At 72.4% G+C, this 13,730-nt stretch carries 11 protein-coding genes; 3 read left to right on the top strand and 8 right to left on the bottom strand.

Annotated elements, in window-relative coordinates:
• Positions 1 to 320 precede the first annotated feature (320 nt).
• A complete protein-coding gene (locus ACH4VO_RS23230) occupies positions 321 to 1,547 on the top strand; it encodes an acetyl-CoA C-acetyltransferase (RefSeq protein ID WP_360990423.1) in 1,227 nt (408 codons plus the stop codon).
• Between the two features lie 309 nt (positions 1,548 to 1,856).
• Here ACH4VO_RS23230 and ACH4VO_RS23225 read toward each other — a convergent pair whose 3' ends face one another.
• The 8 genes from ACH4VO_RS23225 to ACH4VO_RS23190 all read right to left on the bottom strand — a co-directional run bounded on the left by ACH4VO_RS23225 (position 1,857) and on the right by ACH4VO_RS23190 (position 10,944).
• Positions 1,857 to 3,329, bottom strand: coding sequence for a sialate:H+ symport family MFS transporter (locus ACH4VO_RS23225; RefSeq protein WP_398441286.1), 1,473 nt, complete (start codon positions 3,327 to 3,329; stop codon positions 1,857 to 1,859).
• A 48-nt stretch (positions 3,330 to 3,377) separates the two neighbouring features.
• A complete protein-coding gene (locus ACH4VO_RS23220; protein WP_360990428.1) occupies positions 3,378 to 4,058 on the bottom strand; it encodes a putative N-acetylmannosamine-6-phosphate 2-epimerase in 681 nt (226 codons plus the stop codon).
• Positions 4,055 to 5,014: an ROK family protein gene (locus tag ACH4VO_RS23215; RefSeq protein WP_360990431.1), complete on the bottom strand. Its 960-nt coding sequence runs from the start codon at positions 5,012 to 5,014 to the stop codon at positions 4,055 to 4,057. The genes ACH4VO_RS23220 and ACH4VO_RS23215 overlap by 4 nt, the downstream gene beginning before the upstream one ends.
• Positions 5,011 to 5,970: a dihydrodipicolinate synthase family protein gene (locus ACH4VO_RS23210; RefSeq protein ID WP_360990434.1), complete on the bottom strand. Its 960-nt coding sequence runs from the start codon at positions 5,968 to 5,970 to the stop codon at positions 5,011 to 5,013. Before ACH4VO_RS23210 ends, ACH4VO_RS23215 begins: the two co-directional genes overlap by 4 nt.
• Before the next feature lie 122 nt (positions 5,971 to 6,092).
• Positions 6,093 to 7,376, bottom strand: a complete 1,284-nt coding sequence (locus tag ACH4VO_RS23205) for an FAD-dependent monooxygenase (RefSeq protein ID WP_360990436.1) — start codon at positions 7,374 to 7,376, stop codon at positions 6,093 to 6,095.
• 122 nt (positions 7,377 to 7,498) lie between these two features.
• The gene (locus tag ACH4VO_RS23200; RefSeq protein WP_360990439.1) at positions 7,499 to 8,947 is read right to left on the bottom strand and encodes an exo-alpha-sialidase; all 1,449 of its coding nucleotides are present in this window, start codon (positions 8,945 to 8,947) and stop codon (positions 7,499 to 7,501) included.
• 109 nt (positions 8,948 to 9,056) lie between these two features.
• Positions 9,057 to 10,061: an acetylxylan esterase gene (locus tag ACH4VO_RS23195; RefSeq protein ID WP_360990442.1), complete on the bottom strand. Its 1,005-nt coding sequence runs from the start codon at positions 10,059 to 10,061 to the stop codon at positions 9,057 to 9,059.
• A gap of 151 nt (positions 10,062 to 10,212) precedes the next feature.
• Positions 10,213 to 10,944: an FCD domain-containing protein gene (locus ACH4VO_RS23190; protein ID WP_360990445.1), complete on the bottom strand. Its 732-nt coding sequence runs from the start codon at positions 10,942 to 10,944 to the stop codon at positions 10,213 to 10,215.
• Between the two features lie 167 nt (positions 10,945 to 11,111).
• Between ACH4VO_RS23190 and ACH4VO_RS23185 the strand changes: the two genes are divergently transcribed.
• Together ACH4VO_RS23185 and ACH4VO_RS23180 are read left to right on the top strand one after the other, a co-directional pair.
• On the top strand, positions 11,112 to 12,707 hold the full coding sequence (locus ACH4VO_RS23185; protein WP_360990448.1) for an ABC transporter substrate-binding protein: 1,596 nt from the start codon (positions 11,112 to 11,114) through the stop codon (positions 12,705 to 12,707).
• A 72-nt stretch (positions 12,708 to 12,779) separates the two neighbouring features.
• Positions 12,780 to 13,730 (top strand): ABC transporter permease, encoded by a 951-nt coding sequence (locus ACH4VO_RS23180; RefSeq protein WP_360990451.1) that lies wholly within the window; start codon positions 12,780 to 12,782, stop codon positions 13,728 to 13,730.

Raw genomic sequence — 13,730 nt, 5'->3', positions numbered from 1 at the left:
TCTCTGTAAAGAATATTCTTGTCAAGGAATACTTCTGGGTCCTGGGCGCGCCAGGATCAGCAAGGCCGGCCGGCTGCGGGATCAGTCGCAGGCCCACCCGGCAGCCCCCTCCCTGGGGTGACCGACGGCGCAGGGGCGCGGCGTTTCATAGGGGGGGTCGCGATGCACGCCCTAGGACACCGGGGCCCCGTAGGGAAGCCCACGGGCGGCCGATTGAGACGCCGCGCGTCTTGGCGGGCGGGAAACTCGCTACTGGACCGACTCGGTGGTCGGATGCGAGGGTCACCCCACAGACCGAACCCGCCGAAAGGTGCCCCGCCGTGCCCGACCAGCTTGATGTCGTCATCTGCGAACCGCTGCGCACTCCCATCGGACGCTTCGGCGGGGCCTTCGCCCGGCAGACGCCGGCAGCACTCGCCGCACGCGTCATCGCCGAGGTCGTCGCCCGTACGGGCATCGACCCCGACCGGGTCGACGAGGTGATCCTCGGACACGCCTACCCGTCCTCCGACGCCCCGGCCATCGGCCGTGTCGCGGCCCTGGACGCCGGGCTGCCCGAGTCCGTCACCGGTATCCAGACCGACCGGCGCTGCGGTTCAGGGCTGCAGGCCGTCCTGGACGCGGCCATGCAGATCCGGGCCGGCTTCAGCGAGGTCGTGATCGCCGGCGGCGTCGACGTCATGAGCGCCGCTCCCTACTACACGCACGACGGGCGCTGGGGCATCAAGGGTCCCGGACTCCAGCTCCACGACTCGCTGGCCCGCGGCCGGGTCACCGCGGGCGGCGTCAACCACCCCGTGCCCGGCGGCATGATCGAGACCGCCGAGAACCTGCGGCGCGCCTACTCCATCAGCCGCGCCGACCAGGACGCCCTGGCGCTGCGCTCGCAGGCCCGCGCCGCCCGCGCCTCGCGGGAGGGGCGCTACGACGCCGAGACGGTCCCCGTCACGGTGCGCAGCGGCCGCGACGAAACGGTCGTGACCGCCGACGAGCACCCCCGTCCGGACACCACCGCGGAGCAGCTCGCCGCCCTGCGGCCCCTCATGGCCAAGGTCGACCCGGAGGCCACCGTCACCGCCGGCAACGCCAGCGGCCAGAACGACGCGGCCGCCGCCTGCCTGGTCACCGGCGCGGCCACGGCCGAACGGCTCGGCCTCACCCCGCTCGTCCGCCTCGTCTCTTTCGCCCGGGCCGGCGTCCCCGCCGCGACCATGGGCCTCGGCCCCGTCCCGGCCACCCACGCCGCCCTCGGCCGCGCCGGACTCTCCCTCGCCGACCTCGACCTGATCGAGATCAACGAGGCCTTCGCCGCCCAGGTCCTGGCCTGCACCCGCGAGCTGGGACTCGGCGAGCAGGACCACGAGGAGCGCATCAACGTCAACGGCTCCGGAGTGTCGCTCGGCCATCCGGTCGGCGCCACCGGAGCCCGGATCCTCGCCACCCTGGCCCGCGAGATGCACCGGACCCAGGCGCGTTACGGCCTGGAGACCATGTGCATCGGCGGCGGCCAGGGCCTCGCCGCGGTCTTCGAGCGCGTCGCCGCCTGAGCCCCGCCCCGCGCCCCGTCCCTCACCACCCCCGCACCGCACCCACGCCACCGTCACCGGGGTGAGCGAGGTTGCGCAGGGCGGCGTGCGGATGAGGGGTCCCTGATCCTGCCGACGCGCGGGCGCCCGTACGTCCAGCGGAAGGCCAAGGGCTGTCCAGAGGTTTCCGGCGGGCGCGCGAGGACCGTCACGGCGGCCGGCCGCCTCGTCGCGACGTCCGCGTGCGTCCGGGCACGCGGACGGTCCCCCGCCCCGCGCGGCACCGGATCCGGCGCCGCGAGCCGGCCCACCGGGTGAAGCGGGCAGCCCTCAACCTGCGCGGTCCGCCCCGACCGGCGCCGGCGCACGCTCAGGCGCGGCCAGATGGTCCTTCCGCGCGCCGGGGTCCGTCAGCCGGTTCAGCCGCGCGGGTACGTCGAATCCGACCAGCAGCGCCACGATCACCGTGCCCGCGAACGTCAGGACCGCGAGCGCCTGTCCGAGATCCATCCCGGAGGCGAGGTGCGCCCCGAGCACCGGGGCCACGGCACCGCCGAGCGCTCCCACGTTGTACGTGAACCCGAGTGCGGCCCCGCGGCCGGCCGTCGGGAAGTGGCCGCCGATGTACCGCGGCAGCAGCCCGGAGATCCCGAAACCGGTGGCCTGCAGCAGGAACAGCAGACAGCCCAGGACCAGCAGGTTGTCCTTGACCGCGAACACCGGGTAGACGAAGGCCAGCGAGGCCAGCAGGGTCAGCGCGTACGCCTTCTTCGCCCCGATCCGGTCGCCCAGGAAGCCCGCCGCCCAGCAGCCGGCCATCGTGCCGAAGCCCGCGAAGTAGAGGACGTCGGTCACCTGGCCGGTGGTGTACCCCAGCTCCGTCTTCAGATAGGTGGGGAGCAGCGCCTGGATGGGCCAGGAGTACAGGAACGCGAAGAACAGCGTCACGATCATCGACACGTACAGCAGCCACCCCCGCCGTCCGCCCAGCTGCACGGCGAACGCGGCGAGGGAGAGGCCCGCCACCACCGACAGCACCGGCACGAGGCCCTCGCCGCCCGGGGTGAAGACCAGGAAGAGCGAGAGCGTGGCGGCCACCGCCAGGACGGTGTTGAGCGCGGCGAGCCGCGGGGTGCGGAACAGCGGCCTGAAGGGGCTGGGCCTGGCGTCCCGTTCCGCGACGTCCGCGGTCCACTCCTCGGCCTCCGGCAGGGCCCTGCGCATCCACAGGGCGACCGCGACGGGTATCAGGCCCAGATAGAACATCCACCGCCAGCCGAGCGAGGGCACCACCCAGGTGTAGACCTGGGCGGCGAGGACGGAGCCGACGGAGAACCCCGAGATCAGGAACCCGCTCGCCCGGCTGCGGAGCCGGGCAGGCCAGCTCTCCATGACGTACGTGGCACTGGCGCTGTACTCACCGGCCATGCCCATGCCGATGGCCAGCCGGGCGGCGAAGAGGCTGTGGTAGTTCCAGGCGAACCCGCAGGCGAAGGTGCCCAGAGAGTAGAGCAGGATGCTCAGCACCATCGAGATCCTGCGGCCGTACCGGTCGCCGACGGCTCCCAGGACGGCGCCGCCCAGCCATCGGGTGATGAAGGCACCGGAGACCAGACTGGCGGCCTGCACCGTGCTCAGGCCGAAGTCGTCGCTGATCTCGGTGAGGACGAGCGTGATGAGGACGAAGTCGAAACCGTCGAGGACGTAGCCGATCCAGGCGGCGAGGAAGGATTTCCACCGGGTAGCGCTCACCTCGCGGTACCAGGGGAGCGTGGGGGGAGTCTCGTGCACGGTGCGCTCCATGGTGCGGGACGGCTCGTCGTCGAGGCCGTCCCTCGTGGTGAGGGCTGCTCAGGGCCGGGTGAGGCCGGCGACGAAGCGTGCGGTCAGGGCGGTGGGGGCGGTGATGGCCGTACCGACCACGACGCTGTGGGCGCCTCGGGCGAGAGCCTCGGCAGCCTCCTCGGGGGTATTGATACGTCCTTCGGCGACGACCGGTACAGAGACCGCGGCCGAGAGAGATGTCACAAGGTCCAGGTCGGGGCCGGTCTGCTCCGGCGTTCCCGGCACGTAGCCGGACAGGGTCGTCGAGACGAGGTCCGCGCCCTGCGCGGCGGCGGCGATCCCCTCGGCGAGGGTGGAGACGTCGGCCATGACGAGGGCGCCCGCGGCGTGCACGGCGGTGACCAGCTCGGCGAAGGTGGAGCCGTCGGGGCGAGGCCGGTCGGTGGCGTCGGCGGCGACGACGGCCGCCCCGGCCTCGACGACCGCCAGGGCGTGCCGGACGGTCGGGGTGATGTAGACGCCGGTGTCGCCGTCCTTCCACAGGCCGATGACCGGCACGTCCACGGCCTTCACGACGGCGGCGACGACCTCCGGCTCGTTGGCCCGGATCGCGGAGCCGCCGCCGGCGACGGCCGAGAGGGCCAGCCGCACGAGGGTGGAGGTCTCCCGCATCGGGTCACCGGGGGGTGCCTGGCAGGAGACGATCAACCGGCCCCGCAGGGTGTCGGCCAGATCCTGTGCGGTCATCGTGGTGCTCCCGGGTGGTGGAGGGGAAGGGTGGTGGTCAGTGCGGCGGCGCCCAGCACGGCGGCGTCGTGGCCGAAGAGAGGGGGTACGGGGGTGAGCCCGCGCAGCGGCGGCATCAGCTCGGCGGTGAAGGCGGCGGCCAGCGCGTCGCCGTACAGCGCGCCGATGCGGGGGACCCCGCCGCCGACGACGACCCGGTCGGGGCCGAGCGCGTTGGCGAGGCCGCCCAGGACCCGTCCGGCGGCCTTCGCTCCGGTGGTGATGGCGTGCACGGCTGCCCGGTCGCCCCGGGCGGCGCGGCCCGCGACCGTTTCGAGCCGGCCCGCCGGGGCGCCGGTGAGCCGCTCGTAGTGCGCGGTGATGCCCGGACCGGAGGCGATGACCTCCAGATGGCCGCCACCACCGCAGGTGCAGGCAAGCCCCGCCGCCTCCACGCTGGGCAGATGGCCGAGGTGACCGGCGATCCCGGACGCACCGTGCAGCATCCGCCCGTCGACGGCGAGGGCGCCGCCCACGCCCGTACCGACGGCGGCGAACAGCAGCGAACCCTGGTCCTCCGCCAGCGCGGCGAGCTCCGGCCCGGCGGTGGCGCGTACGTCGTTGTCGCAGGCCACCGGCAGGCCCGTACGGTTCGCGAGGCCCGCGCCGAGTGCGGTGCCCGCCCAGCCGCTGATCGAGTCGGTGGCACTGGTGACCATGCCGCTGCGGGGATCGACGACCCCGGCGGCCGCGATCCCGAGCGCCGTGGCCAGCCCGTCGGGGTCCACCTCGGCGGCCGCCGCGGCGAGCGCGTCGAGCACGGCCGCCGCACCGTCCCTGGCCGGGGTGGGGCTGGTGTGCCGGGTCAGCACCGTGCCGTCGGGGGCGAACAGCGCCGCCGCGATCTTCGTACCGCCGAGATCGAGGCCGATCACCACGGCCCCGGTCGCCGCCGCGCTCGCCGGACCGCTCCTCATCGCACCGGCTGCAGACCGGCGCCGCGCAGCCGCTCCGCGACGAGGGCGGCGGAGGCGGCGGAGAGCGGGATCTGCGGGAACGCGGTGGCACCGTTGCCGATGACACCGAGCAGTCGCAGTGCCTCCTTGAACGAGCCGAGCGCCGACGAGCTGCGGCCCATGTCCTGCTCCGGGCCGGCGTCGACCATGGCGAACAGCTCGACGAGCCGTTCCTGCTCCCGGGCGGCCCGGGTCCAGTCACCGGCGCGCGCGGCGTCGTACAGCCGCACGTAGCCGGCCGGGTCCACGTTGCCGAGGCCCGGCACGACGCCGTCGGCGCCGGCCAGCAGCGCCGCGTCGACGGTGAGTTCGGAGCCGGTCAGCACGCTGAAGTGCGGGGCCGGGCCGTGCGCCCGGCCTTCGCGCCCGCCGAGCTCCACGATCAGCCTGCGCAGCCCGCCCTCGTCCCCGCTGCTGTCCTTGAGACCGGCCAGGGTGCCGTCCTCGGCGAGCTCGCGCACCAGAGCGGGGGAGAGCTTGGAGTGCACGGCCACCGGGATGTCGTAGGCGAACAGCGGCAGGCCGGCCGCGGCGCGCAGGCGGCGGAAGTGCCCGGCGGTCTCCTTCGGATGCGTACGGGTGTAGAAGGGCGCGGTCGCGACGAGGGCGTCGGCGCCGAGCCCGGCCGCGGTCCGGGCGTGCTCGGTGACCCGTGCGGTCGTCGAGTCGATGACCCCGGCGAGGACCGGGACCCGCCCGGCGGCCGCGGTGACCACGGTCTTCAGGGCGGTGGCGCGCTGGGTGTCCGTCAGATAGGCGACCTCGCCGGTCGAGCCGAGGGCGAAGAGCCCGTGCACTCCGCTGTCGACGAGGTGGCCGACGAGCCTGGTCAGGGAGGCTGTGTCGACCTCCCCACGATCGTCGAGCGGGGTGCAGACCGGCGGTACGACGCCGTGCAGCGGTGCGGTCAGGGGCATGGGGAGGGGCTCCAGCTCGTTCGGAACGCCGGTCCGTCGCCGGAAGGCGCGACGGAGCCGAGACATGAGACGTAAGATGTCTTATGTCTTGACGCACCTTAGGCAGATGGCCCGGCGGCCGGTCAAGAGGTACCGGCGGCCGGCCCTCGAACCTCAGCCTGGATCGGTGCCGGTGCCGGTGCCGGTGCCGGCTCCGTGGTCCGGGCCGCTCCCCAATCCGCTCCCGAGGCCGCTCCCAGGTCCGCTCCCGGGTCCGCATAGAGGTAGCTGCTGGCGCCCGCCAGGGTCGCGCGGCACCACGCGTCCACCGCACCTTGGTCCATCAGCGTCCAGTCCGGGGTCCGCTCCACCTGGGCGCGGCCCAGTCTGCGGCCCAGTTCCACGAGCCGTGCCCCCTCCGGGGTGCGCTCACCGGCGTAGAGCCGCAGCGCGTCGGCGGTCGAGGCGGCCGTCCGCAACGCCCGCTCCAGACACAGGGCGTCCTGCAGCGCCTTGACCGCTCCGCTCGCCGTGTGCGGACGGGTGACCCCCGCGGCGTCGCCGGCGAGCAGGAACGGCGGGTCCGCGGCGAGAGGCGCGTGCAGGTCGGCCACGGGGTGGCAGGTCATCGCGGTGTGCTCACCGCAGGCGACGATCTCCGACCATTCCTCCGGGAAGTGCTCATCGGCCAACTCCCGTACATATCCTGCCTCGTCCGGCGACCCGCCGGGGCCGGGCGGGGTCGCGTAGACCGCGTAGGCGAGCAGCCGGTCGTCCGGCCCCGCGCCGTCGCCACGCGGGATCAGGTAGAAGATGCCGTGCCCACCGGGGAAACCGATCGTGACCCACGCGCCGCGCAGCAGCTCCGAGGGGCGCCGATGGCCGGCGAGCGCGCTCGCCGGCAGAGTGCCACGCCACACCGCGTACCCGGCAGGAGAGGGCCGCAGGCCGGGTGCCAGCAGGCGGCGGGTGAGCGAGCGGTGTCCGTCGGCGCCCGCGACGAGGTCGTACGTCTGCTCACCCTCGGCGGTACGGACGGCGGCGCGCCCGGCACCGGCCGGTCCGACGGCGGTGACGGGGCGCCCCCGGTGGTAGCGCGCCCCCGTGGCGGCGGTGCGCAACGCCTGCCACAACAGGCCCCAGTGGCACGGAGTGACCGGACTGGGCTGGCGGGCGAGCTCGCGTGCCGACCGCCCACCGGGCGCCCGGGTCAGCCAGACGCGGGTCCCCACGGGAGCGGTCGGCATGGCGGCGCCCAGGTACCCCGAGGCGACCAGCTGCCCGTGCAGGGCGGGCGGGATGACGATCCCCAGCCCCCGGCCCTGGAGCGCGCCCGTGCTGCGCTCGTACACGGTGACGTCCGCCCCCGCCCTGAGGCCCGCGACCGCCATCGCACACCCGGCGATGCTGCCGCCGACCACGCCCATACGTAAGCCCGTTGCCGCCATGCCGCTGCCGCCTGTCCGCAGTCCCGGGAGGTGCCGTCCCCTCCATCGTCGCAGCCGGCCGGGTGCGAGCGGGGGAACAACACCTCTCCCGTGCCGGGGGGTTACCGGGTCACGGTCACCGTCCGGCTGCCGGACGCCTGCTTGCCGTCGGCCCTGTAGGTGACGGTGAGCTCGTGGTCACCGGAGGCGCCGGCCGGGATCGTGACAGGGACCTTGATGTTCGCGCCCTCACCCGGCCGGGTCGCGGGGAAGGCGACCTGCCTGGTCGTCCAGCCGGACGGCACCGTCAGGTCGAGCGTGCCCGCGCCGCGGGTCACGTCCATCCGGTTGACGACCCGGACGGTGACCTCCGTGGTCGTACCCGCCTCCATGGGGGACGGCGGGGTGATGGTGATGTCCGCGCAGGTGCCGCCGAGCCACTGCAGGCCGAACGAGGAGTAGGTGATGTGCTTGTAGCCGTCACGCTCGTAGAGCAGGCCGAGCCGGCCGTTCGGCAGTCGTGTCAGCGTCGAGTACGCGGCACTGCCGGGGTCGACGACCTTGCGGATCGGCCAGGTCTTGCCGTTGTCGCAGGACATCTTCACGGTGAGGTTGCTCCGCGAGGAGGCGCTCTCCGTGTTGCTGAACAGCAGCCAGGAGGCCCTGGGGTCGGACGCCGGGGCGTCCGGGGCGTAGCGGATGACCGAGCCGTTGTTCGCCGGGTCGGGCAACTCGGTGTCCTGGGCGAGCGGCGTGTAGTTGACGCCGCCGTCGCTGGAGTAGGCGATCGTGCGGTAGGGCGCGGAGCGGTTGTTGAGCATGATCCGGCCGTCACTGAGCTCGACCGTCTTGTTCTCGTCCCCGCCCGGTCCCACCGGGTTGCCCGTCCTCCAGGTCGCGCCGTGGTCGTCGCTGTAGGCGCTGACCGCGTAGTTGGCCCCGTCGCGGCGGATCGCGTACTGCTGGATCAGCCGCCCCTTGTACGCGCCGGCGCGCACCTGGATGCCCTCGCCGGACGCCGCGAACATGCCGCCCCAGGCCGGGTTCTTGATCTGTTCGGTGATGCGGCGGTGCGTCCAGGTCAGCCCGTCGTCGTCGGAGTAGCTGTAGTCGGCCTGGAGGACGTCGGGGTCGGTCTCGTCGGCACCGGTGGCCGAGCCGAAGAAGCCCTGGTTCACGGAGCCGGCGTAGAAGACGAAGATGCGGCCCGTGGTGCGGTCGACGAGCAGGCTCGGGTCGCCGAATCCCTTGGGCGCGGCCTCCTTGCGGACGACCTGCTGGGTCTGCCAGGTGGTGCCGCCGTCGGTGCTGCGGCGCAGGACGATCCCGAGGTTGCCGGGCAGGTCGCCGAGCGTGGGACGGGAGTCGTAGGCGGCGAGCAGGGTGCCCTTGACGGACGTGGTCAGCGCCGGGATGCGGTAGTAGGGGGACCCGGCACCCTGGGTCGCTATGTCCTGGGAGGTCAGTTCCCCGGCCGCGGCCGGGGCGGCGGGTGCGCCGTGGGCGGTGACGGCCGTGGTGGCCACCATGACGGCGGCCGACAGCATGGCGACGGTGACTCTGCGCTGCATGAACGGTCTCTCTTCTCGTGAGGGGGAGAGCTGCGGAGATGGAGCGGAGCGCGGCGCCGGCGGCCGGCGCGTCAGGGGGGTGAACGTCCGCGCGCGGAGTTCCCTCCGGTCAGGAGAGGCCGGTCGGCCCGGTCGGGAGACCGGTGAACAGCGAGCGCACCCAGGCCAGTTGTTCCGCCCGGTGGTGTTCGGTGCCGCCCTCGTGCCCGTTGAACTCGTAGACGCGTACGTCCTTGGGGCCCGCGTAGCGGTTGTAGGCCGTGAAGCAGGTGGAGGGCGGGCAGATCTCGTCCGCCATCGCGATGGAGAACAGGGCGGGCGCGGTCGCCCGGGTGGCGTGCTGCGCCGCGTCGAAGTACGCCAGGGTGCGGAAGACCGACTCGGCGCGGTCGCGGTAGAGCCGGAGGTAGGCGGCGATCTCGGTGTACGGCGGAGTTCCGGCGATCCGCGCGCCCCGGGGGATGTTGCACAGGAACGGCACGTCCGGCATCACTCCGGCCAGCCCCTCCACCAGCCCGGACACGGCCAGCGCGATGCCGCCGCCCTGGCTCACCCCGGTCACCACGACGCGGGAGGGGTCGATTTCGGGGTGCTCCCGCATCGCCTCCACGCAGCGGACGGCGTCGGTGAACACCCGCCGGTAGTAGTACGTTTCGGGGCTCTCGATGCCCCGGGTCAGGAAGCCCGGCACGGTTCCGGCCTCCCCGGGGCCGGTGTCGGCGGTGACGCCGCCCGCCGCCGACCACCCCTGGCCGCGGGTGTCCATGACCAGGTGCGCGTATCCGGCGCAGGCCCACATCAGCTGCTCGTGCGCGAGCCCCCGGCCGCGCCCGTACCCCAGGTACTCGACGACGCAGCCGAGCGGCTCGGTGGCGGCGGCGGGCATGTGCAGCCAGCCGCGTACCGGCCGGCCGCCGTATCCCGGAACGCTCACGTCGTACGTACGCACCTGGGTCAGCCCGCAGTCGACCCGCTCGTACCGGGGCTTGTCCAGGGCGCCGTCGTGGCGGGCCTCGCCCAGGGTGCCGGACCAGAAGTCGTCGAATCCTTCGGGCAGCGGCAGTTCGGGCCGGTAGGCGCGGCAGTCCTCGAGCGGGAGATCGGCCGACGGCATGGCTGTGCCCTCCGGGGTGCAGGGAAGAGGCAGGACAGAAGACGTCAGATGTCCTGGTGCCACCGGACCCTAGGGAGCTTCACGGCCGGACGTCAAGGGTGAGGCGGGTCGGGGCCCCGCCTCGGGGCGGGAGGCGGCGGCCCCGCCGAGGTCAGGCCGGGTCCGCCCTGCGCGCCCTCGCTTCGGAGATGCGCCGTCTGACCGGCGCGTAGTGCTCGCCCAAGGCCGTGAGGAACGCGGAGACATCGCCGGCCCGGGCCGCGTCGACGACGTTCTGGTGAGCGGCGACCGTCGCCCTCTCGTCGGCGTGTGTGAATCCGTCGAGGTGCGGCGCGACGATCGTGTAGACGTCCCAGAAGGCCATCGAGAGCTGGCCGATCAGGTCATTGCCCAACGGGGCCACCAGGAGGGCGTGGAACGCCCGGTCCGCCGCGACGAAGCCGTGCCCGTCGCCCGAACCGGTGGTGCGCATGGTCTCCACCAGGTCGTCCAGGGCGTCGAGCTGCTCGGTGCTGAGCAGGGAGATGATCCGGTCGGCCATGCCCCGCTCGAAGAGCTCGCGCACGTCGACGAGGTCCGCCATGACCTGGAAGTCGTCGTCCGGGGAGAGCAGGCCGCGGAAGGTGAGGCTCTCCACCAGCGCGGACAGGCTCAGTCGGCCGACGTACGTTCCGTGGCCGTGGCGTACCTCGACGATGTCGAGGGCGGCGAGGATCTTGACGGCCTCCCGGACGCTGGAGCGGCTGGCGCCGAGCGCCTCGCACAGGGCCGGCTCCGTCGGGAGCGGATCCCCGGGACGCAGCCGCTCGTCGAGGATGTAGCGCTTGATGCCCTCGACGACTTCCTGTCGCAACAGGGTGCGACCGGGTCGCGTGCCGGACATATCTGAACTCCCCACCTCTTGACCCCTCTCGATTGTCGGGCTACGTTCCCACGCTATCAAGGCATCAGACATCTGACGTCTGATGCTCGCTGGTTCTTCGGGATCCGACCACCGCCGAAACCAGCTGTTCTCCACCCCCTGCCAGCCCAACGTCCCTTGGAGGACCCGTGCCCGAGCTGAGGCCAGCCGGCGTCGAGCGCCGTACGTTCCTGCGTTACACAGGCTTCATCGGTGCGGCCGCTGCCATCACGGCAAGTCTCTCCGCGTGCGGCGGCCCCACCTCGACCGCCGACGGCGAGACGGGCGGGAGTGACGGCAACGGCACCATCGAGGCCGGCCTGTCCTACCCCCTGTCGACCGGATTCGACCCGATGATCACGTCGGGAGCCACGCCGTACGCCGCCAACATGCACATCTTCGAAGGCCTGGTCGATCTCGATCCGGTCACGCTCGTGGCCCGCCCCGCCCTCGCCACCGAGATGCCGAAGAAGATCAACGCCACCACCTACCGCGCCACCCTCCGCGACGGCGCGACCTTCCACGACGGCTCACCGGTCACCGCCGAGGACGTGGTGTTCAGCTTCGAGCGCATCCTCGACGAGAAGAACGCGTCGCTGATGGCGCAGTTCGTGCCCTTCATCGACACGGTCACCGCCGTCGACGCGAAGACGGTTGAGTTCAAGCTGAAGTACGCCTTCGCGCTCTTCCCCTCCCGCATCGCGGTCGCCCGCATCGTGCCGAAGAAGATCGTCGAGGCGGACGTCAAGAAGTTCGACGCCCGGCCCGTCGGCTCCGGGCCGTACAGGTTCGTGTCGGCGACCCGCGAGGACAAGATCGTCTTCGAGAAGTACGACAAGTACAACGGCTCGCACCCGGCCAAGGCCGAGAAGATGATCTGGCGCCTGATATCGGATCAGTCGGCCCGTGTCAGTGCCATGCAGTCCGGCCGCGTCCAGGCCATCGAGGATGTCCCGTACATCGACGTGAACGGGCTCTCCGCCTCGGCGAAGACCGAGGCCGTGCAGTCCTTCGGCCTGCTCTTCCTGATGTTCAACACCGCCGACAAGCGGTTCGCCGACAAGCGGGTCCGCCAGGCACTTCACTACGCGCTGGACACCGAGAAGATCATCAAGACCGCCATGGTCGGGAACGCGACGGCCGCCACCGGCTACGTCCCCACCACCCACCCCGACTTCCACAAGGCCGCCACGGTCTACACCCACGACGTGGCCAAGGCCAGGAAGCTGCTCGCCGACGCGGGGGTGCGGAACCTCAAGTTCACCGTCCTGACCACCGACACCGGCTGGGTCAAGGACATCGCTCCGCTCCTCAAGGAGAGCTGGGCCGCCGCCGGTATCGAGGCCACCCTGGACATCGCCCAGTCGCCGGCCCAGTGGGCCAAGGTCGACGCGGGCGGCTTTGAAGTCATGGTGGCCCCCGGCGACCCCTCGGTCTTCGGCAACGACGTGGACCTCCTGATGCGCTGGTTCTACTACGGCTTCTGGCCGGAGAAGCGCTACGGCTGGTCCACGACCGCCGCGTACAAGAAGGTCAAGCAGCTCCTCGACAAGGCCGCCCAGGCCGCCGACGAGGCGGTCCGCAAGCAGCTGTGGGCCCAGGTCACCGACGTCGTCGCCGACGAGGCCGCCCTCTACCCGATCCTCCACCGCAAGCTGCCCACCGCCTGGAACGAGAAGGCCCTGCCCGGCTTCGCGCCGCTGCCCACCACCGGCCTGTCCTTCCTGGACGTCGGCCGCGCCTGACGCCCCCCGGTCCGGGCCGCCCACCCCCGGCGGCCCGGACCAGCCCTCCGCCCACTCCCAAGGAACCCGACGATGGTTGCTTTCCTCCGGCTCGCGCTGCGCCGCGTCGCGATGATGCCGGTGATGATCCTCGGCATCGCGCTGCTCGTCTTCGTGGTGCTGCAGTTCTCGCCGGCCGACCCGGCCTACAACGCGCTCGGAGAGAGCGCCGGTCCCGAGGCCCGCGCGGCCTTCGCCGAGGCCAACGGGCTCAACGACCCCCTGCCCGTACGCTACGTCCACTTCCTCGGACAGCTGCTCCACTTCGACCTCGGCATGACCGTCCCGCCCAGTCAGCCGGTGATCGACCGGATCACGGCGGCGTTCCCCCTCACCCTCCAGCTGACCTTCCTCGGTCTGCTCCTCGCCGTCGTCCTCGCCGTCGTCGGTGGCGTCCTGGGCGCCATGTACCGCGACCGCTGGCCCGACCAGCTCTTCCGGGTCCTGTCCATGGCCGGGGTCGCCGTCCCGTCCTTCTGGCTCGGCGTCCTGCTCATCCAGCAGTTCGCGCTGAACACCCGCCTCTTCCCGACCGGCGGATACACCAACCCCGCCGACTCGTTCAGCGGCTGGCTCACCACCATGGCCCTGCCCGCCCTCTCGCTCGCCGTGCCCGTCGCCGCGTCGCTCGCCCGCCTCGTCCGCACCTCGATGGTGGCCGAACTCGACCGTGACTACGTCCGCACCGCGCAGGGCAACGGCCTGCCGGTCCTCCTGGTCGTCCGCTCGGTCCTGCGCAACGCGCTCGTCACCCCGCTCACCGTGCTCGGCGTCAAGGTCGGCTACCTGCTCAGCGGGGCCGTCGTCATCGAAGCGATCTTCGACCTGCCCGGCATGGGCAAACTCATCCTCGAAGGTGTCACCGGCGGCGACGTGGCCCTGGTCCAGGGCACCGTACTGACCATCGCCATCGCCTTCCTGGTGGTCAACGTCATCGTCGACCTGCTCTACCTGCTGGTCAACCCGCGCATCAGGACGGTGTGA

The sequence above is a fragment of the Streptomyces sp. NPDC020780 genome (genome assembly GCF_044334475.1).
In the GTDB taxonomy this organism is placed as follows: domain Bacteria; phylum Actinomycetota; class Actinomycetes; order Streptomycetales; family Streptomycetaceae; genus Streptomyces.
The sequence above is the reverse complement of the archived record's forward strand: the minus strand, read 5'-3'. Positions and strand labels throughout refer to the sequence as shown.